This window comes from Faecalibacterium sp. AF28-13AC (assembly GCF_003478405.1).
In the GTDB taxonomy this organism is placed as follows: Bacteria; Bacillota; Clostridia; order Oscillospirales; family Ruminococcaceae; genus Faecalibacterium; species Faecalibacterium prausnitzii_E.
This window is the reverse complement of the sequence record NZ_QUFG01000001.1, coordinates 429,117-449,768: the sequence shown is the minus strand read 5'-3', so window position 1 is coordinate 449,768 and position 20,652 is coordinate 429,117. Positions and strand designations below refer to the sequence as shown.

General features: G+C 60.5%; 15 protein-coding genes and 1 riboswitch. Of the genes, 10 read left to right on the top strand and 5 right to left on the bottom strand.

Going from position 1 to position 20,652, the window contains the following annotated elements; translation table 11 throughout:
• Positions 1-144 precede the first annotated feature (144 nt).
• Entirely contained in the window at positions 145-606 is a 462-nt protein-coding gene (locus tag DWY95_RS02135) for a CBS domain-containing protein (RefSeq protein WP_118551926.1), read from the bottom strand.
• Between the two features lie 416 nt (positions 607-1,022).
• On the opposite strand from DWY95_RS02135, the gene DWY95_RS02130 reads away from it, so the two are divergent.
• Entirely contained in the window at positions 1,023-1,373 is a 351-nt protein-coding gene (locus DWY95_RS02130; protein WP_055187762.1) for an Asp23/Gls24 family envelope stress response protein, read from the top strand.
• A 29-nt stretch (positions 1,374-1,402) separates the two neighbouring features.
• Positions 1,403-3,097 (top strand): DAK2 domain-containing protein, encoded by a 1,695-nt coding sequence (locus tag DWY95_RS02125; RefSeq protein WP_118551924.1) that lies wholly within the window; start codon positions 1,403-1,405, stop codon positions 3,095-3,097.
• Between the two features lie 83 nt (positions 3,098-3,180).
• Here DWY95_RS02125 and DWY95_RS02120 read toward each other — a convergent pair whose 3' ends face one another.
• From DWY95_RS02120 to DWY95_RS02110, 4 genes are read right to left on the bottom strand one after another with little or no spacing between them, the layout of a single operon-like run.
• A complete protein-coding gene (locus tag DWY95_RS02120) occupies positions 3,181-3,543 on the bottom strand; it encodes a type II toxin-antitoxin system HicB family antitoxin (RefSeq protein WP_118551922.1) in 363 nt (120 codons plus the stop codon).
• Complete coding sequence (locus DWY95_RS02115; RefSeq protein WP_097792515.1) at positions 3,527-3,784, bottom strand: type II toxin-antitoxin system HicA family toxin; 258 nt, start codon at positions 3,782-3,784, stop codon at positions 3,527-3,529. Before DWY95_RS02115 ends, DWY95_RS02120 begins: the two co-directional genes overlap by 17 nt.
• 54 nt (positions 3,785-3,838) lie before the next feature.
• Positions 3,839-4,054: a hypothetical protein gene (locus tag DWY95_RS16765; RefSeq protein ID WP_147365912.1), complete on the bottom strand. Its 216-nt coding sequence runs from the start codon at positions 4,052-4,054 to the stop codon at positions 3,839-3,841.
• Positions 4,045-7,257: a response regulator gene (locus DWY95_RS02110; protein WP_118551920.1), complete on the bottom strand. Its 3,213-nt coding sequence runs from the start codon at positions 7,255-7,257 to the stop codon at positions 4,045-4,047. The genes DWY95_RS16765 and DWY95_RS02110 overlap by 10 nt, the downstream gene beginning before the upstream one ends.
• A gap of 459 nt (positions 7,258-7,716) precedes the next feature.
• On the opposite strand from DWY95_RS02110, the gene DWY95_RS02105 reads away from it, so the two are divergent.
• The 8 genes from DWY95_RS02105 to cbiD all read left to right on the top strand — a co-directional run bounded on the left by DWY95_RS02105 (position 7,717) and on the right by cbiD (position 20,652).
• Positions 7,717-9,552, top strand: a complete 1,836-nt coding sequence (locus DWY95_RS02105; protein ID WP_118551918.1) for an ABC transporter substrate-binding protein — start codon at positions 7,717-7,719, stop codon at positions 9,550-9,552.
• Between the two features lie 5 nt (positions 9,553-9,557).
• A complete protein-coding gene (locus DWY95_RS02100) occupies positions 9,558-12,533 on the top strand; it encodes a response regulator (protein ID WP_118551916.1) in 2,976 nt (991 codons plus the stop codon).
• Positions 12,534-12,624: 91 nt separating this feature from the next.
• Positions 12,625-13,746, top strand: coding sequence for an AI-2E family transporter (locus DWY95_RS02095; protein WP_097792518.1), 1,122 nt, complete (start codon positions 12,625-12,627; stop codon positions 13,744-13,746).
• Between the two features lie 120 nt (positions 13,747-13,866).
• A riboswitch (cobalamin riboswitch) is annotated at positions 13,867-14,087 on the top strand.
• Between the two features lie 173 nt (positions 14,088-14,260).
• Positions 14,261-15,499, top strand: a complete 1,239-nt coding sequence (locus tag DWY95_RS02090) for a sirohydrochlorin cobaltochelatase (protein WP_118551914.1) — start codon at positions 14,261-14,263, stop codon at positions 15,497-15,499.
• 135 nt (positions 15,500-15,634) lie between these two features.
• The gene (locus DWY95_RS02085) at positions 15,635-16,489 is read left to right on the top strand and encodes an iron transporter (protein ID WP_118551912.1); all 855 of its coding nucleotides are present in this window, start codon (positions 15,635-15,637) and stop codon (positions 16,487-16,489) included.
• A 64-nt stretch (positions 16,490-16,553) separates the two neighbouring features.
• On the top strand, positions 16,554-17,690 hold the full coding sequence (locus tag DWY95_RS02080; protein ID WP_118551910.1) for an ABC transporter substrate-binding protein: 1,137 nt from the start codon (positions 16,554-16,556) through the stop codon (positions 17,688-17,690).
• A gap of 20 nt (positions 17,691-17,710) precedes the next feature.
• Complete coding sequence (locus DWY95_RS02075; protein ID WP_118551908.1) at positions 17,711-18,727, top strand: iron ABC transporter permease; 1,017 nt, start codon at positions 17,711-17,713, stop codon at positions 18,725-18,727.
• Entirely contained in the window at positions 18,724-20,652 is a 1,929-nt protein-coding gene (gene cbiD, locus DWY95_RS02070; protein WP_118551906.1) for a cobalt-precorrin-5B (C(1))-methyltransferase CbiD, read from the top strand. The genes DWY95_RS02075 and cbiD overlap by 4 nt, the downstream gene beginning before the upstream one ends.

The following is a 20,652-nucleotide window of genomic DNA, read 5'->3' as shown; positions in this document are numbered from 1 at the left end:
CCGTCCTTTTTATTATAGCATCGAGCGGCCTGTTTCAACAAGCCTTATTTTACATGTTTTTTGCGTTTTTGATACATTTTTGCGCGTTTCGCCGGGTTTTGGCACAGTTCTTTTCGCAGATTTTACATGGATTTTACAAACGATTCAGTTTGCCGCAGCTGACGCCATTTCCCGCCGCCGGGCCGTTTTTGCGGCGGGCTGCTCAGCGCGGGCCTTATCGTAGCAATACCGGATGATAGCCTGCCGCCGGACGATGCCGATGAACATGCCCCGGTCGTCCACCACCGGCACAAAGTTCTGGTTCATGGCCGCTTCGATGAGCTGGTCCATGCTGGTGCTCACGGTCACGGCTTTGTAATCCCGCTTGTGGGCAAAGCTGGAAATGGGCACGTCCTCGGCGGCTTCCAGGTCCAGGCCATGGTATTTTTTCAGCCCCCAGAGGATATCCCCCTCGGTCAGGGTGCCCACATATTCGCCTTTGCGGTTGAGCACCGGAATGGATGCGTAGCGGTTGTTCTCCCATTTTTCCAAGGTCTGCCGCAGGGTGAAGTCATCGTAGACATACATCAGGTCCTGCTTGGGGGAAAGGAAAAACAAAATGTTCATCATCAGCTCTCCTATCGAAAAACAAATTCTGCCGTTGTGGGCGCAGCGCCCCGTCTCTCTGATTTGATTTTAGCACTTTTTCACAGCAAGTTAAAGGGAATAATCATACTTTTTAGATTTTATTCACAGTCATTTTTCGCTCTTTTTCAAAACATGCGGAAAAACCATGCACGCTGGCGCATTTTGTGCTATACTAAACAGAAAGGAACTGCCCACCGGGGCCTCTGGCACTGCGGCCCTGTTCTCAGGATACCCACTGCGGCGCTCGAAATCGGGTGCAATGGGGCATATCCGGCACAGGAGTTGCAATTTTCCGCTGTACACCGGGCCGGTAAAGAGGTATAATAAGCGTGTAAGATTCCTTTCCCGGTTCGCCGGGCCAAACCAAACAATCTGATAAAAGGAGCAGAGCGACTATGATCACTTCCCGTTTCCCGCTGGGAGATGTCAGCTTCTCCGCCGAGTATTTTTCGACGCTCGTGGGCGAAGCAACCAAACAATGCTACGGTGTGGCCGCAATGACCCCCCGCGATCTGACCGACAAGGTGCGGAGCATGGTACACGGCGCTGATTTTTCTGCAAAGGGCGTCCGCGTCACCCAGGAAGAGGGCCGTCTCGTGATCGAGCTGCACATCGCCGTCAGCTATGGGCTCAACATTTCGACCGCTGCGCGCAGCATCTCGCACCGCGTCAAGGACGAGGTGGAGCAGGCCACCGGCCTCAAGGTCGCCCGCGTGATCGTCTCCGTGGACGACGTGATCGCCTGATCGGACAAGAGAATAAGGAGAAAATTCAAATGATTTCTGGTAAGATCCTGCGCGACGCGATTATTTCCGGCGCAAACAACATCAACAACCAGCGCTCCCGCGTGGACGAGCTGAATGTCTTCCCCGTCCCGGACGGCGACACCGGCACCAACATGGGCATGACCGTGGGCGCAGCCGTCCGTGAGCTGGAAGCTCTGGACGACAGCTGCACCGTCGGCGAGGCCGCCAAGACCGCTGCCTCCGCCATGCTGCGCGGTGCGCGCGGCAACTCCGGCGTCATCACCAGCCTGCTGTTCCGCGGCTTCTCCAAGGCGCTGGAAGGCAAGAAGGAAGCCGGTGCAGACGACCTCGTTGAGGCTCTGAAGAAGGGCGTCGAGGGCGCTTACAAGGCTGTCATGAAGCCCACCGAGGGCACCATCCTGACCGTGGCCCGCGTGGCCTCCGAAGAAGCAGCTGCCTGCGGTGCCAGCGAAGTCCCCGCTCTGTGGGACGTAGTGCTCGCCGCCGGTCAGAAAGCACTGGAGGACACCCCCAACCTGCTGCCCGTCCTGAAGAAGGCCGGCGTCGTGGATGCCGGCGGCCAGGGCATCATGGTCATCTTCGAGGGCATGGGCAAGGTCTTCCACGGTGAGCCCATCGTCGCAGGCGGCGAGGCTGTCCCCAACAAGGCCAAGCTCTCCACCGAGAACGCCGGCCGCGGCGTCTTCACCGATGACCTGATGAAGGTCGAAGACATCAAGAACGGCTACTGCACCCAGTTCCTCATCAACAAGAACGAGGGTGCCAGCGCCGCCAAGATGCGCGCTTTCGCAGAGTCCAACGGCGACAGCGTCGTCTGCATCGAGGACGATGACGTCATCAACCTGCACGTCCATACCGCCGACCCCGGCAAGATCCTGAGCGAGGCCATCAAGTATGGCTACCTGACCAACTTCAAGATCGAGAACATGCACGAGCAGTTCCTGGCCCGCCAGAAGCAGGGCAAGAGCCTGGAAAAGCAGGCTTCTGCCGAAAAGAAGCCCGACCCAACCTCCGAGTTCATCTACGCTGCTGTGGATCCCAGCCGTGATTACGGCTTTGTGGCAGTTGCTGCGGGCGAGGGCCTGAAGGCCGTCTTCACCGACCTGGCTGCCGACGCTGTCGTCTCCGGCGGTCAGACCATGAACCCCGCCACCGAGGACATCCTCGCCGCCATCCAGAGCGTCCCGGCCAAGACCGTCTTCGTTCTGCCCAACAACAAGAACATCATCATGGCTGCCGAGCAGGCCCAGAAGCTGGCCGACCGTCAGGTCGTCGTTCTGCCCACCCGCACCGTGCCCATGGGCATCACGGCACTGCTGAACTTTGACCCCTCTGCCAATGTTGAGACCAACACCATCAACATGATGGCTGCGGCCGACAAGGTCTCCACCGGCCTCATCACCTACGCCGCCCGCGACAGCGAGTTCGACGGCAAGCGCATCCGGAAGGGCGAGATCATGGCTCTGGAGAACGGCAAGATCGTGGCCACCTCCAATGACCTGACCAAGGCCACCTACCGCCTGGCCCGCAGCATGTGCAAGAAGGACTCCAGCTTTGTCACCATCATCTCCGGCTGCGATGTCTCCGACGAGGATGCCGAAAAGGTCACCGAGATCGTCAAGGCAAAGTGCCCCAACCACGTTGAGGTCAGCCACATCCGCGGCGGTCAGCCCGTTTATTATTATATGATCAGCGTGGAGTAATTTTCACTCCTGCACTTGTAAGACACAGAACAAGCCCCCTGCATCCATCCCGGATGCAGGGGGCTTTGCGGTTCTTGGAACCTCTATTTCACGTACATCGCATCATTTTTCGCAAGGAGGTAAACGCAGTATTGATTCATACTGATTCCCTCCCGCTGCGAATGCTCGGCAAGCGAGCGATGCAGACTGCGCGGAAGCCGCAGTTTGAACTGCCCGGAATATTCCTCCAGGCTATCCGGCTCATGGATCTCGATTCCCTCTTCCAGCGCTGCTTCCAGCCATGCTTTTTTTGCGTCCTGTGCATTTGCGATCGCGCGTTCGACCGTTTCGCCGCAGGTAATGCAGCCCGGCAAGTCCGGATAAGAGACAACAAATCCCCCCTCATCCGGGTCCTCCACCAACTCCATCCGGTAAGGCATCTTCAAATACTCATTCAGCGTCTTCATCGTTCTTCGCCTCACTCTCCACGATCTGCCGTACCATTTCCACGTAAACTTTCTTGATGGGTTCATGTTTTGGGATCGTAATGGGCATACAGCCTGCTTTCCGGAAGGTGTAGTGGCTGCTCCCGCTTCTGGGGGCTGTCATCTCGTAGCCATAGCTTTCCAGCACTTTTCGCAGTTCGTCGAACCGCAGGTCCTTCGATAAGGCACAGATGCGCGCAAGCAGCTTATCCCATTTTGACATTCCGAATCCCCCTGTTCCCATTATACATGGTGTCACATATGGTGTCAAGCATTTTTAGAAAAAGCTCACCTGGCTGCTCTCCGGCAGGTCGCCGAGGGCACGACGACCATACCGCCGGGGTGCTGGGCGGGTAGGTGCCGCGTGGGGTGGATACGCCTTTTCTTTGGGCAGATAGCTGAACTGTTTCAGCATGTCCTCGGTGGTGCGGTAGATGGCGTCGTTCGGTCCAGCCCTTTTCCATTGTTCTTTTTCGGCGGCTCTTACAGCCACTGTTTCAGCACGTCGTTCAGCTTATTCAGGTCCAGCGGTTTGGCGATATGTTCGTTCATGCCGGTGTTCTTGGCCAGCTGCACGTCCTCGGCGAAGGCATTCGCCGTCATGGCGATGATGGGCACTTTGCCCCGACTGCCGGGAAGAGAACGGATCGCTGCCGTTGCTTCGTAGCCGTTCATGACCGGCATCTGGATGTCCATCAGGACGAGTCTGTACCAGTTTTCCGGGGCCGCCGCGACCTTTTCGACGGCGATCTTTCCGTTTTCGGCCGTTTCGACCGTCACGCCTGTCATGCCCAGGATCTCGGTCGCGATCTCGCGGTTCAGGTCGTTGTCTTCCACCAGCAGGAGCCGCTTGCCCGTGTAGTCCGTTTTTGCAAAGTCTTCCAGATAATTCCGGGCGTCTTTCTCTTTCTTGCCGGAGGTGAACTGCCGCAGGGTCGCCGTCAGGCGGGAGCGGAACAGCGGTTTTGCCATAAACGCATCCACGCCCGCCGCTCTGGCTTCTTCCTCGATCTCGCTGAACTCGAAGGAGGTCAGGATGATGATCGTGACGTCTTGCCCGACGCATTCCCGAATCCTTCTGGCCGTTTCGATGCCGTCCATCTCCGGCATCTTCCAGTCCAGGATCACCGCAAAATAGTCACTGTTGGTCTCATGACGCGCATAGCAGCGCTCCACAGCTTCCTTACCGGTCAGGACCCATTCGCCTGCGATGCCGATCTCCCGCAGGGTCTCGACGGTGCTTTCGCAGCTGGTCTTGTCGTCGTCCACGACCAGAACCGGCAGATCGAACAGCTCTTTTTCCTGCTCTTTCTCGTCTTTCTGCAATTTCAGATAGACCGTGACCGTGATCTTCGTGCCCTTGTTGGGGGCGCTTTCGACCTGAATGTCGCCATTCATCAGGTTGACGATGTTCCGGGTGATGGCCATGCCCAGACCGGTGCCCTGCACCTTGGTCGTCCGGTGATCGTCCGCCCGGCTGAACGGCTCGAACATGATCTTCTGAAATTCCGGCGTCATGCCGATGCCGTTGTCCGCAATGGAAAATTCATAGCAGCCCAGCTCAGAGAAACCATTCGGTTTTTCCTTGATCGTGAAGGTGATGTTTCCTCCATCCGGGGTGTACTTGATGGCGTTGCTCATCAGGTTCACAAAGACCTGCTGGATGCGCAGGCTGTCGCCGCAGACGGCCTCGTGCTCGATGTGCTCCACGTGGACTTCGAGCTGATGGTGGTGCTCGTCGATCGCCGGATTTGTGAGGGTGAGCAGGTTATCGACCAGCTCCGGCAGGCTGAAATCCTCCTCGGCAAGGCTCATCCGCCCGCTCTCGATCCGGGCCATGTCCAGCACTTCGTTGATCAGGCCCAGCAGATGGCGGCTCGACTTGGTGATCTTGCCAAGGCATTCGACGACTTTGTCCTGATTTTCGATGTTGGCCCCCGCAATGGCCGTCAGGCCCACGATGGCGTTCATCGGCGTCCGGATGTCGTGGGACATATTGGAGAGGAAATCCGTCTTGGCGCGGCTTGCGTTCTCGGCCGCGCGGTACGCTTCCTTCAGCGCCTTGTGGGATTCGATCTCGGCCTTTTTCTCCTGCGACACATCCATCGACGCCAGCAGAACTTTGACCAGCTTCGTGCCGTCCCACTCCAGCGGGATGAAAGACGCGATCTTATACGTGTTTTCGTCCAGTGAGCAGTATTCAAATTTGTAGATGTCGTTCTCGCCCTGCAAATTCCTGCGGATATTTTCCGGCGAGATGAGCGCATCCAATGCGTCCAGCGATTCCAGTGTCTTATACTTTGCAACGACCTGCTCCACAAAACCATGGTAGGTCCCGGTCGGCGCATAGATCCTTTCACCCTGCAGGTTATAGAACTGATAGCGGTCATTTTCCAGATCGCAGACGACGAAGCGGTCCAGCAGGCGCACCATGCTCTGGATCAGCAGCTCCATGGATGCGTTGGCCGAGGCCATCTGCATCCGCCGCGCCGTCTCGGCTTTGCTCTCTGTGATGTCCCGCAAAAAGATCATCGCATAGTTCGAGTCCCCGATCTCGCCGCGCATGACCACGTTGCGGACCCACCGCTTTTCGCCGTTCAGGAAGATGCGGCATTCCTGGCACAGCTCGGTCTCAAGCCCCTTCAATTTTTCGGTGATGTAGGCGCGGTCGTAGAACTCCGTGACCTTCTGTTTGTCCTGTTCGACCACATAGTTGTCCACAAAGAATTTGACCAGCTCGTCCCATGTCTGGCTCTGCTCAAAGGCCGTCATCAGGGAGTCCTCCACCTTGAAGGTATCGAAGGTGTTCTGTTCCAGATCCACATAATATTCGCAGAGGTTCGCGCTGGTGAACGCGCGGTGGAACGCTTCCGCCCGCTGCGCCTGCATCCGGCTTTGCTTTTCTTCCTCAATGTTGCAGATGATGCCGGCGATGCGGCTGGCCGTGCCATCCAGACGGCGGATCACTTCCGCCGAGGCCCGGAACCACTGGTATTGGCCGTTTTTCAGCCTCAGCCGGTACTCCACGCTGAACTTTGTGGTGTTGGTCTTGTCGGCCGCCGTTTCAAAAAGCAGCGTCATCACCCGGTCTTTGTCCTCCGGGTGCAGAAGCTCCGACCACGCATCCAGCTGATCCGGGAAATCCAGAGCGTCATGATACCCCAGGATCTGCCGGAAGGCATGGCTCCAGATCGCACGGGCGATCCTGCCCTTTTCATCGCATTCAATGCTCCACGGTGCCGAGTGGATGGACTCATTGACCAGCGCAAGGTCTTCATACGCCCAATTCACCTGCACCGACAGCACCCAGAGCGGCCTGCCGTCCGCGTCCACGGTATCTTCCTTATAAAGACGCACGAAGACCGGTGTTCCATCGGCTGTGAGGATCTGGCCCTCCCCTGCGCCCTGGATCTGACGAAAGCGCTCCGGTTCGAGGAAGCTGACGTTTTCCCCATAAAACAGGTTCTTCAGCGAACCCTTCGTTTGCTCCATCAGGGACGCATAGCTGTGGTTCAGATTATGCAGCAGCAGTTCGCTGACCGACAGGATCGGCAGGCCCGCATCATAGTACCCGGTCACGGTCCCGATGCCGCCATTCTGATGGATCGTGTTCTGCATCGCCTGAAGCACGTTCTCTCCCAATTTTTCCGTATCGGATGTATAGATCTCATCCGTAAGTCGGTTGTTGAACTTCATTTTCATCCTCGCATATATTTGAATCTGCCGTACGTTCCAGCCTCGCCAGAGGGCATACCATAACGATTATAGTATACCGCTGTCCAGTCACCCGTTCAAGCCATTTTTTCAATCGGGTTGACATTCCTCCGGTGCCCCGCGCTCCCCCATTTTTCGGGCAGATTGCAACAAAGGTCCAGCAATTTCCGCAAAGGGCACCATTTTTCATCGCTTTCTCCCAAAAACACGTTCAGATTCCTTGCAATGCCGTTGTCGGGGTGGTAGAATGGTCTTATATCTCGATCGTGCTGCGCCTTTTTTCCGGCTCTCGAACGGCTTTTTGCCAGAGTGCCGGGCAGGCCGCACGCAGGGGGCGGCGTCATTCCCGTGGGGTGGGCTGTATCATCATGCAAGAGGTCCGGGCCAGCCCGCTGCACTGCGGCGGCTGGCAGCGGGCCGTGAGGAAGAGGAACATAAAAAATGAAGAAGAACACACTGCGCAGCCTGTTTGCCCTGCTGACCGGCTGCGGCGCAGCGGACACCGAGCCGGTGGAAGCACAGGAAGACGCCGAGACCATTCAGGTGTATCTGTGGACCACCAGCCTGTACGACACCTACGCCTCCTACATCCAGGCTCAGCTGCCGGACGTGAACATTGAGTTCATCGTCGGCAACAACGATCTGGATTTTTACAAATTTTTGCAGCAGAACGGCGGTCTGCCGGATATCATCACCTGCTGCCGCTTCTCACTGCACGATGCAGCGCCCCTGAAGGACAGCCTGATGGATCTTTCCACCACCAACGAGGCGGGTGCCGTCTACAACACCTACCTCAACAGCTTCAAAAATGAAGACGGCAGCGTGAACTGGCTGCCGGTGTGCGCCGACGCCCACGGCTTCGTGGTCAACCGCAGCCTGTTTGCGCAGTACGACATCCCGCTGCCCACCGATTACGCGAGCTTCGTTTCGGCCTGTCAGGCATTTGAGAAGGTGGGCATCCGCGGCTTTACCGCCGATTACGCCTACGATTACACCTGCATGGAAACGCTGCAGGGGCTTTCTGCTGCCGAGCTGACCACGGTGGACGGGCGCAAGTGGCGCACCGCATACAGCGACCCCGCCAACACCACGCGGGTCGGGCTGGACGATACCGTCTGGCCGGGTGCCTTCGAGCGGATGGCACAGTTCATCCAGGATACCCGCCTTACGGCGGACGACCTTGCGCAGACTTACGATGACGTGATGGACCTGTTCCGGAACGGGGAGGTCGCCATGTACTTTGGCAGTTCTGCCGGCGTGAAGATGTTCCAGGATGAGGGCATCGACACCACCTTCCTGCCCTTCTTCAGCCAGAACGGCGAACAGTGGATCATGACCACTCCCTATTTCCAGGTGGCGCTGAACCGCGACCTGGAGCAGGACACAGCCCGCCGCGAAAAAGCCATGAAGGTGCTGGACGTCATGCTCTCCGAGGAGGCACAGAACCGGATCGTCTCGGAAGGGCAGGACGTTCTGAGCTACAGCCAGGACGTCCCCCTGCGCCTGACCGATGCCATGAAGGACACCCGCTCTGTGGTGGAAGAAAACCACATGTACATCCGCATCGCCTCCAACGATTTCTTTGCCATCTCCCAGGATGTGGTCTCTAAAATGATCGCGGGCGAGTACACGGCAAAACAGGCCTATCAGGCGTTCGATGCCCAGCTTCTTGCGGACGAGGAGCCTGCTGCGGACGAGGTCGTGCTGACCTCTGAGAAACGCTATTCCAACGTGTTCCACAAAGACGGCGGCACTGCCTCCTTCTCCGTCATGGCGAACACCCTGCGCGGCCTTTACGGCACCGATGTGCTGCTCGCCGCCGCAAACAGCTTTACCGGCAGCGTGCTGCAGGCTGACTATACCGAAAAGATGGCGGCTTCTATGATCATGCCCAACGGTCTGATGTCCCGCCAGCGCACCATGACCGGCGCGGAACTGAAGGAGACAGTCCGTGCCTTTGTGGAAGGCTGCGAGGGCGGCTTTGTGCCCTTTAACCGTGGTTCTCTGCCGGTGGTCAGCGGCATTGCCGTGGAGGTAAAAGAGGCAGACGGCAGCTATACCCTGACCGGCATCACCCGGAACGGCCAGCCGCTGCGGGATGACGACACCGTGACCGTGACCTGCCTGGCCACGGCCAGCCAGATGGCAGCGCTGCTTGCGGACGAATGCGGCAGGTCTGCGGGCGAAGATACATGGGTAAAATATACATGGCGCGAGGCTCTCTCCGGCGGCGGCGTGGTGCTTGCAGAGCCGGAACACTACATGACACTGAGGTGAACAGAATGCCAGACGAAAAGCACGAACCCAACCGAAACAGCCATTTCCGGCAAAAATTGCTCTCTGCTGCTGCCATCCTTCTTCTGGTCCTGCTGGCAGTCCGTTTCGGCATTCAGTATCTCTCGTTCGTGTCGCAGACCATCTATCAGGAAAGCACCTCGCATCTGGAAGAAGTGCTGCACAAATCCAACAATATGCTGAAAGAGATGGTGCGCAAGAACGTGAGCTATCTGCACCTGTACAACTGCTTTCTGGAAAGCACCTCGGACGCGGACGCCATTCAGGCGTATATCGAGAAAGCGCAGCAGGACATCGGATTTGTCGGCTTCTACTTCCTTTCCTATGACGGCAACTACATGACCGTGAACGGGGAAACAGGCTACCTTGGCTTGCAGACCAATCTGGACGAAAAGCTCGCCGATGGCGAGGATATCGTGATGAACGCAGCACTGCCCGGCAAGGCACAGATGCTTGTGTTCATCTGTCCCGAAACACAGGGCAGCTACCGGGGCTTTGCCTACGATGCCGTTGCCATCTCTTATTATAATGATGCGGTGCTGAAGCTGCTGGACAACTCTGCGTTTCAGGGCAACGCCAGCAACTATGTGATCTACCCGGATGGACGGGTCGTCATCGACAATTCCGTAAACCGCGAGAAAACGATCTACAACTTCATTGCGATGCTGCGCGACTATTCCGACCTTTCCGAGGAGGAGATCCTTACGCTTTCGGATGATTTTGCGCAGGGCCGCAGCGGAAACCGGAAGGTAACGCTGGGCGACACCCGTTATTATCTGATCTACGAGGGCACGGCGGTGCAGAGCTGGACGATGCTGGGGCTTGTGCCGGTCAACATCGTCAATGCCAGTCTGGACAAGCTGTGGTTCCACACGGTGCAGATCGTAACGGGCATCGCCGCCGGTCTTGCCGCCGCCATCATCCTGCTCATCCTGCATCGGAACCGCACCACCCTGCGCCGGAAGGATACCGAGATCTCCTACCGGGACGAGCTGTTCCAGAAGCTCTCGCTGAACGTGGACGACGTGTTCCTGATGCTGGACGCAGAGACCTCCAAGGTGGATTACGTCAGCCCGAACATCGAGCGCCTGCTGGGCATCCCGTGGAAAGAAGTCCGCCAGGATGTCTTTGTACTGGACAAGCTGCTCCCGAAAGGCTCCCCGGCGCACGGCAAAAACGTTCTGGAAGGGCTTCTCAGCGGGCAGCAGCGCGAATGGGATCTTGAGTATGAGCATCAAGAGACCAGGGAGCGCCGCTGGTTCCATAACATCGCCATGGGCAGCGAGGTAGAGGGCCGAATGAAGTACATCCTGGTGCTGTCGGACCGCACGGCCGACAAACAGGCGAACCAGGCCCTCTCGGAGGCCGTTGCGGCCGCCGAGACCGCCAACCGCGCCAAGAGCACCTTCCTTTCCAATATGTCCCACGATATCCGCACCCCCATGAATGCCATCATCGGCTTCACCACACTGGCGGTCAGCAACATCGACGACAAGGAGCGGGTGAAGGATTACCTCACCAAGACCCTCGCTTCCAGCAACCACCTGCTCTCCCTCATCAACGATGTGCTGGATATGAGCCGCATCGAAAGCGGAAAGATCCATCTGGAAGAGACCGAGGTCAACCTCTCGGATGTGCTGCACGACCTGAAGACCATCGTCAGCGGGCAGATCCACGCAAAGCAGCTGGATCTGTATATGGACGCCATGGATGTGACCGACGAGGACGTCTACTGCGACAAGACCCGGCTGAACCAGGTGCTGCTGAACCTGCTGTCCAACGCCATCAAGTTCACCCCGGCGGGCGGCATGGTCTCGGTGCGGGTGCGGCAGCTTGCGGGTCCGATGCACGGCTGCGGGCAGTATGAGTTCCGCATCAAGGACAACGGCATCGGCATGAGCCAGGAGTTTGCCCAAAGGATCTTTGAACCCTTTGAGCGGGAGCGCACCTCCACGGTCAGCAAGATCCAGGGCACCGGCCTTGGCATGGCCATCACCAAAAACATCGTGGATATGATGGGCGGCACCATCGAGGTGCAGACAGAGCAGGGCAAGGGCACCGAGTTCATCATCCGTGTGCCGCTGCGCGCGCAGGCGGAACACCGCCCGGTGGAAAAGATCACCGAGCTGGAGGGCCTGAAGGCGCTGGTGGTGGACGACGATTTCAACACCTGCGACAGTGTGACCAAGATGCTGGTCAAGGTGGGAATGCGCTCGGAGTGGACCCTCTCCGGCAAGGAGGCCGTGCTGCGCGCACGGCAGTCCATCGAGATGAGCGATGCCTACCATGCCTACATCATCGACTGGCGTCTGCCGGATATGAACGGCATCGAAGTCACCCGCCAGATCCGCAGCCTGAACGACGACACCCCCATCATCATCCTGACCGCCTACGACTGGTCTGACATCGAGGTGGAGGCAAAGGCCGCCGGTGTGACGGCGTTCTGCTCCAAGCCCATGTTCCTCTCCGACCTGCGCGAGACCTTGATGAGCGCCCTCGGCCAGAAACGGACGGACGCCGCGCAGGAGCTTCTGCCCGAAAAAGAGGAAAGCTTCAAGGGCCGCACCATCCTGCTGGTGGAGGACAACGAGCTGAACCGCGAGATCGCGCTGGAAATTCTGCGCGAGTACGGCTTCCAGGTCGATACGGCCGAAAACGGCGCGGTGGCGGTGGAAAAAGTCCGCACCAGCGCACCGGGCCGCTACGATCTGGTGCTGATGGATGTGCAGATGCCGGTCATGGACGGCTACACCGCCACCCGGCAGATCCGCGCTTTGGAGGACCCGGCGCTGGCCGGGATCCCCATCCTCGCCATGACGGCCAACGCCTTTGACGAAGACCGCCGCAACGCACTGGCAAGCGGCATGAACGGCTTTTTGTCCAAGCCGATCATAGTCGGCGACCTGGTGCAGGAGCTGCGCAAGATCTTATCAGATGCGCGCTCCCCTTTCCCGCCGTCTTGACAAGCCCGGCGCATCTGGTACAATACAACAAAGGCTCTGCGGCGGCCTCATTCCAGCTTGCGGCCGTACACTCCGGGAAAGGAACTTCATCATGGATTCGAACACCAAACGCTCTCTGCTCGTCACCGTTGTGGGGGTAACACTTTTTGTTGCACTGCTGCGGTTTTCGGATGTGCTCGCCTTTGCGGCGCGTCTTGTGGATCTGGTGCTGCCCATTCTGGCGGGCGGCATCCTGGCACTTTTCATCAACGTGCCCATGACCGGGCTGGAAAAGCGGCTGAAGCAGCTGTTCCGCAAGGCCAAAAAGCAGCCGCCGGACAAGACCCTTCATCTCCTCAGCTTTTTCATCACGCTGGTCGGCATCGTGCTGGTGCTGGTGCTTGCGCTGACCCTGCTGGTGCCGGAACTGGTCAAATCGTTCCACAGCCTTTATCTGCAGATCGAGTCGAACATCCCCCGCTGGACCGCCTACCTCAGCGCACAGGACGCCGACATGGGCTGGCTGATGCACTGGCTGGAGGGCATCAACTGGGAGCAGCTGCTCCACAAAGCCGCCGACAGCATCGACAAGGTGCTGGTCAATGCGGTGGGTGCCGTATCCGCCACGGTGAACGTCATCGTGACGGCCTCCTTCGCCCTCATCATCTCCGTCTATCTGTCGCTTGGGACGGAGAGCCTTGGCCGACAGGCCCATACGCTGGTGTGCGCGTATCTGAAGCCCCGCCACGCCGCCGGGCTGCTCCGGTTCTGTCGACTGTTCCGGCAGTCCTTCGCCAATTTCCTGACCGGCCAGTGCAGCGAGGCGGTAATCCTCGGCGTTCTCATGGCCTTTGCATTCTCCGTTTTCCAGCTCCCCTACGGCAGTCTGGTGGGGATGCTGACCGCCATCTGTGCCATCATCCCCTATGTGGGTGCCCTCATCTCCTGTGTGGTCAGCGTGTTCCTTGTTCTGCTGGTGGACCCGATGCTGGCGGTGCGCTGCCTCATCGTTTACCTCGCGGTGCAGTTCATCGAGAACCAGTTCATCTACCCCCGTGTCGTGGGCAAGTCCGTCGGGCTTTCGCCGCTCTACACCCTGATCGCCGCCATGATCGGCGGCAACCTCTTCGGCATCCTCGGCATCATCTTCTTCATCCCGCTGACGGCGGTGGTCATCGAGCTTGTGAAAGAGGATGCCTGCCGACGCCTGCAAGCCAACGGGAACCAATCATGACCCCCAGCCCCCCGGAATGCGCCCGCCGCGCTCCGGGGGCGTTTTTTGTCGGCCCGGCCCTGTTTGCCGGGTTTCTTTTTTCTTGCCTTTTCCCCCGGTGTGTGCTATACTTTTCCTCGAACTGAATAGAAAACAGCAGGTGCGTTCCGCCCATGCCTCCGGGCAGCGGCAGGAACGTTAAAAGGGAAGCGGGTGCAGATCCCGCACGATCTCGTCACTGTGATAAGGGAGTCTACTGTCCGGGTGCTTTGGGCACCGGCCACTGAACCGTCCGGTCTGGGAAGGCGGCAGCAGGCGTTGAACTTTCAGTCAGGAAACCTGCCCGCTGTTGGTACAGGGGCATCTGCCCCAGATCACGAGGAATTGGTTGTACCAAAAAGCCCGAACCACTGTAAGGGGTCTTTTTGTTTTGCCGTCCCGCAAGCAAAAAGACCCTTTTTCGTTGTTCGGGTCCTCTTTCCTGTGCCCTTCTGTTCAGCGCCGCAATGTTTCAAACAGGAAAGGAAGCTCACACATGAGAAAACGCACTCTCCACAAGACGGCGGCCGCCCTGACCGCCTTGGCACTCTGCGCCGGTGTTCTGACCGGCTGCGGCGGGGCCGCAAGTTCCACCGCTGCCTCCAGCACGGCAGGCTCTGCCGCTGCCAGCAGCGAAGTTTCGAGCGAGGAGGCCGACGAATTGGCCGCACAGAATGTCGCAGACCTGATCGACGCCATCTACGTGCAGGAGCACACCGATGACACGGACGCCCAGTGCGCTGCCGCCAAGGCCGCCTGGGACGCCCTGACCGACGCCCAGAAGGAGCTGGTGGAAGGCGAAGAGGCCGACCCCGACTACTTTGGCCGCGACACCGGCGATGCCTCCAAGGATGACCCCCGCAACGCGGACGACATCGGCGAGAACGAGCTGCTGGTCGTCAGCTTCGGCACCTCCTTCAACGCCAGCCGCGCCGCCGACATCAAGGGCATCGAGGATGCTCTGCAGGCAGCTTATCCGGACTGGTCTGTCCGCCGCGCCTTCACCGCTCAGATCATCATCAACCATGTCCAGGCCCGCGACGGTGAGAAGATCGACAACATGCAGCAGGCCATGGACCGCGCTGTGGCCAACGGCGTGAAGAATCTGGTCGTCCAGCCCACCCACCTGATGCACGGTGCCGAGTACGACGAGATGATGGAGATGATCGACAGCTACCGCGACAAGTTCGAGTCCGTCGCCGTGGCCGAGCCCCTGCTGGGTGAGGTCGGCGCAGACGCCGCCGTCATCAACTCCGACAAGGAAGCCGTCGCCAAGGCCATCACCGCTGCTGCCGTGAAGGATGCCGGTTTCGACAGCCTGGATGCCGCCGCTGCCGAGAAGACCGCATTCGTCTTCATGGGCCACGGCACCTCGCACACCGCAAAGATCAGCTACAGCCAGATGCAGACCACCATGCAGACCCTCGGCTATGACAATGTCTTCATCGGCACCGTCGAGGGCGAGCCGGAGGAGACCGCCTGCGAGAACGTCATCGAGGCCGTCAAGGCTGCCGGTTACACCAAGGTCGTTCTGCGCCCGCTGATGGTCGTTGCCGGTGACCATGCCAACAACGACATGGCCGGTGCGGACGATGACTCCTGGCTGAGCGAGTTCAAGGCTTCCGGTGCATTTGAGGAAGTGGATACCCAGATCGCCGGTCTGGGCGAGATCTCCGACATCCAGCAGCTCTACATCGCACACACCAAAGCTGCGATCGAGTCCCTGAACGGCTGATATCGTGTGCCCCAATGCCCGAAGGGAGTGATCTTTTCGGGCATTTTTTATGGAGGATGCCCCCGCATGAGGAGGCACCCTCCCCCATGGGCAGTTCTCTGCCCGCTCAAATTTGATCGCGAGGTATTTTGATCTATGCACTGCAAACAGTTTCTTTCCCTGTCCGTCGCTTCCCTGCTGCTGGCTGCTGCCCTGACCGGCTGCGGGGCGGCCTCTTCCACTGCAAGCTCTGCCGCAGGCTCGGAGGCCGCTTCGTCCGTGGCCTCCTCTGCTGCTGCATCCGAGACCGCTGCCGCCGCTCTGCCGGACGGCGTCTATACCGCCGAATTTGACACCGACAGCGGCATGTTCCACGCGAACGAAGCCTGCGACGGCAAGGGCACCCTGACGGTCGAAAACGGCACGATGACCTTCCACGTCAGCCTCGCTTCCAAGAAGATCGTCAACCTGTATGTCGGCATGGCCGCAGACGCCGACGCCAACAAAGCCGACTGGCTGCTGCCCACCACCGACACCGTCACCTACTCCGACGGCACCTCCGAAGAGGTCTACGGCTACGACATCCCCGTCGCCGCCGTGGACGAGGACTTCCAGCTGGCTCTTCTGGGCACCAAGGGCAAGTGGTACGACCACACCGTCAGCATCCGCAATGCGGAGCCCAAGGCGGAAGCGGCTGCTGAGATGCCCGCAGACGGCGCGTACAATGTGAATGTCGTGCTGGAAGGCGGTTCCGGCCGCGCCACGGTGGACAGCCCCGCCGCGCTGACCGTGGCCGACGGCAAGATGACCGCCACCATCGTCTGGAGCAGCCCCAACTACGACTACATGATCGTGGACGGCGAGAAGTATCTGCCCACCAACACCGAGGGCAACTCCACCTTTGTGATCCCCGTTGCCGCGCTGGGCACGCCCCTCTCCGTCACGGCCGACACCGTGGCCATGAGCACCCCGCACGAGATCGAATACACCCTGACGTTCACGCTGGCGTAACGGCTCCCCCCCCTTTGTGGGGCAGCTGCCGCCCGCGCACCTTCGAAGGCGCAAGGCTGATACCATGAAACTGACCAGACAACAATTCTTAAAAGCGCTCCCCGCCTCTGCGCTTCTGCTGGCGGGCTGTGCGGCAAAGCAGACGGCCCCGGCCAACACGGAAGCGCTGGTGTTCGACCACGCCTATCCGCTGGACTACGCCCGGCAGTTCACCGCCGACTGCTACGAAGGCGGTTCTACCCTGCTGACCCTGACCGGGTCTGGGGAACAGTTCCTCGTCCTGCCGGAAGATGCCGCCGAGGTGGACGGTCTGCCCGCCGGAGTCACGGCCCTGCGCCAGCCGGTGCAGAATATCTATCTCGTCTCCACCTCGGTGATGGACCTGTTCCTCCATCTGGAAGCGCTGGACTGCATCACCCTCTCCGGCACCCAGGCTGCCGGCTGGCATCTCGACGAGGCCAGAGCCGCCATGGAGGCCGGGCGCATCGCCTACGCGGGCAAGTACAGCGCCCCGGACTATGAGCAGATCCTCGCTTCCAACTGCGGCCTTGCCATTGAGAACACGATGATCCTCCACACACCGGAGGTCAAGGAGCAGCTGGAACGGTTCGGCATCCCGGTGGTGGTGGAGCGCTCCAGCTACGAGAGCAGTCCGCTGGCCCGGATGGAGTGGATCAAGTTCTGGGGCATCCTGCTGGGCCGGGAGACCCTTGCCGAGCAGGTGTTCCAAAAGCAGGTGGAGCGCATCCAGCCGCTTCTGGAACAGGCCCCCACCGGCAAGACCTGTGCGTTTTTCTCCATCACGGCCAACAACCTCGCCAACGTCCGCAAGGGCGGCGACTATGTGGCCCAGATGATCGGGATGGCCGGGGCCGATTATGTGTTCTCCGACCTGACCGACAGCGGCAATAACCTTTCCACCATGAACCTCCCGCTGGAGGATTTCTACGCCGGGGCAAAGGACGCCGATGTTCTCATCTACAACAGCACCATTGAAGGCATGGTCTCCACCATCGACGAGCTGGTGGCAAAATGTGCCCTGCTGGCCGACTTCCGGGCCGTGCAGAACGGGAACGTCTGGTGCACCACCCAGAGCTTTTTTCAGCAGAGCATGGAGCTGGCCGATTTTGTGATCGAGCTGCACCGCGTTCTGACCGAGGACGCCCCTGACGGCCTGCAATTCCTGACACCGGTGACGTAACTTCCCCAGAAAGGACCCGCATGACTACCAAAAAACGCCTCCTCTTCTCCTATGGCATCCTGGCCGTTCTGCTGGCGGTGCTCTTTGCCGCCAACCTCTTCTGGGGCAGCGTGGCACTGACGCCGGAGGCCGTGCTTTCGGCCCTGCTGGGCCGCGGGCAGGACGCGCTCTCGGTGCGCATCATCACCCAGCTGCGTCTGCCCCGCGCCGTGATGGTCGTGCTGCTGGGCGCAGCGCTCTCGGCGGCGGGCTATCTGTTGCAGACCTTTTTCGCCAACCCCATCGCCGGGCCCTTCGTCATGGGCATTTCCAGCGGGGCCAAGCTGGCGGTAGCGCTGGTCATGGTGGTGTTCCTGAACCAGGGGCTGCTCACAAGCTCCCTCACCCTCATCCTGGCCGCGTTCGCGGGGGCCATGGCGGCCATGGCCTTTGTGCTGGCGGTCTCCCGCCGGGTGCAGCGGATGAGCATCCTGGTCATCTGCGGCGTCATGATCGGCTACATCTGCTCAGCCATCACCGAATTTGTGGTGGCCTTTGCGCAGGACTCGAACATCGTCAACCTCCACAACTGGTCGCAGGGCAGCTTTTCCGGCATGACCTGGGGCAATGTCCGGGCGGCGGCGCTCGTCGTCCTGCCCGCGCTGGCGGCGGCGTTCTGCCTGTCGAAACCCATGTCCGCCTACCAGATGGGCGAGGCCTACGCCCAGAGCGTCGGCGTCAACGTCAAGCGGTTTTCCCGCACACTGGTGCTGCTCTCCAGCCTGCTGGCCGCCTGCATCACGGCTTTTGCCGGGCCGATCTCCTTTGTGGGCATCGCGGTGCCGCACCTCGTCAAACAGCTGCTGGGCAGCGCCCGGCCGCTGTTCGTCCTGCCGGGCTGCTGCCTGGGCGGGGCGGCGTTCTGCCTGCTGTGCGACCTCATCGCCCGCAGCCTGTTCGCCCCCACCGAGCTTTCCATCAGCGCTGTGACGGCGGTGTTCGGCGCACCGGTGGTCATCTGGCTGCTCATCCGCCGGAATCAGGAGGGTGCACGATGAACGAATTTTCCTGCGAGGCACAGGACCTCGCCGTCGGCTACGGCAAAGCACCGCTGGCCGAGCATATCGCGCTGGGCGTCCGACCAGGGCAGATCCTGACCCTCATCGGGCCGAACGGCGCGGGCAAATCCACCCTGCTCAAAACACTGGCGGGCCAGCTGGCCCCCATGGGCGGCGCAGTGCTGCTGGACGGACAGGATCTGACCGCCTACACCGGCAGCGCCCGCGCACAGCGGCTCGCCCTCATGCTCCCCCACACCCGCCGCACCGAGCTGACCACCTGCTTCGAGTTTGCCGCAGCCGGGCGCATCCCCTACACCGGGCGGCTGGGCCTCCTCTCCGAGGCAGACCGGCAAGCCGTGCGCGATGCGCTGGCTTTGGTGGGAGCTTCCGCTCTCGCGGAGCGGGACTTCAACTGCATCAGCGACGGCCAGCGCCAGCGCATCCTGCTGGCCCGCGCCATCTGCCAGCAGCCGGAAGTCATCCTGTTGGACGAGCCGACGTCTTTTCTGGACATCAAGGGCAAGATCGAGCTGCTGAGCATCCTGCAAACGCTGGCCCACACGCAGCACCTTGCCGTCCTCGTCAGCCTGCACGAGCTGGACATGGCGCAGAAGATCGCGGACGCCGTGGTCTGCGTCTCCCCGCAGGGCGTCTCCGGCGTTCTGACGCCCCAGGAGGCTTTTGCGCCGGAGAACATCCAGACCCTCTACCGCCTGAGCCGGGAGCAGTACGAAACGCTGTTCGGCCCCCCGAAACCTGCAAAACCCAGATTCGAGCACTACGTCCGCAGCGGGCAGAAACTGCTGCGCTGCGGCTACACCACCGGCACCTGTGCAGCGCTGGGCGCGGCGGGCGCGGCCCGGTTGCTGCTGACCGGAAAGGCCCCGGAGACGGTGGCGCTGCGCACACCGAAGGGCATCGTCGTGGAGGTAGCCCCGCTGTTCTGCCGCCGCACCGGGCCGGGGGCCGAATGCGCCATCGAAAAGGACGGCGGCGACGATGTGGATGTGACCACCGGCCTGCCCATCGTCGCCACGGTGGAGCTGCTGCCCGGCACCACGGAAGTCCGCATCGCGGGCGGGCCGGGCGTAGGCCGGGTGACCCGGCCGGGGCTGGACCAACCCGTAGGCGAAGCCGCCATCAACCACGTCCCCCGCCGGATGATCGCCGAGGCCCTGCAGCGGGAGGCCGAAACGGCATGCTACACCGGCGGCTTTGCCGTGACCCTCTCCATTCCGGGCGGCGAAGAGGTGGCCCGGCGCACCTTCAACCCCCACATCGGGGTCGCGGGCGGGCTGTCCATCCTCGGCACCAGCGGCATCGTGGAGCCCATGAGCCAGCAGGCCATTCTGGACACCATCCAGCTGGAGATGAACCAGGCGGCGCTGCGCGTCCAAACCGCTGCCGGGCCACGGCGGCTCATCCTGGCCCCCGGCAACTATGGGCTGGACTACCTTGGCACGGCCTACCCGGCGTTCGCTTCCATCCCGGTCGTCAAAACCTCCAATTTCATCGGTGACACGCTGGATATGGCCGCTTCTGCCGGGTTTGAGGACGTGCTGCTCGTGGGCCATGTGGGCAAGCTCTGCAAGCTGGCGGGCGGCATCATGAACACCCACTCCCACACGGCGGACTGCCGCACCGAGCTGTTCTGCACCCATGCCGCCCTCTGCGGGGCCAGCCGGGAGACCTGCCGTGCCCTGTTCGAAGCCGCCACCACCGATGCCTGCCTCGACCTTCTGGATGCGGCAAGTCTCCGCGCCCCGGTGCTGGAAAGCCTGCTGGCGGCGGTGCAGCTCCATCTGGACCGCCGCGCCGCCGGGGCGTTCCGGGTGGGTGCTATCCTCTTTTCGAACCAGCACGGCCCGCTGGGCCAGACCGCAACGGCGGCACAGATCCTGAACGACTGGAAGGAGCGATAA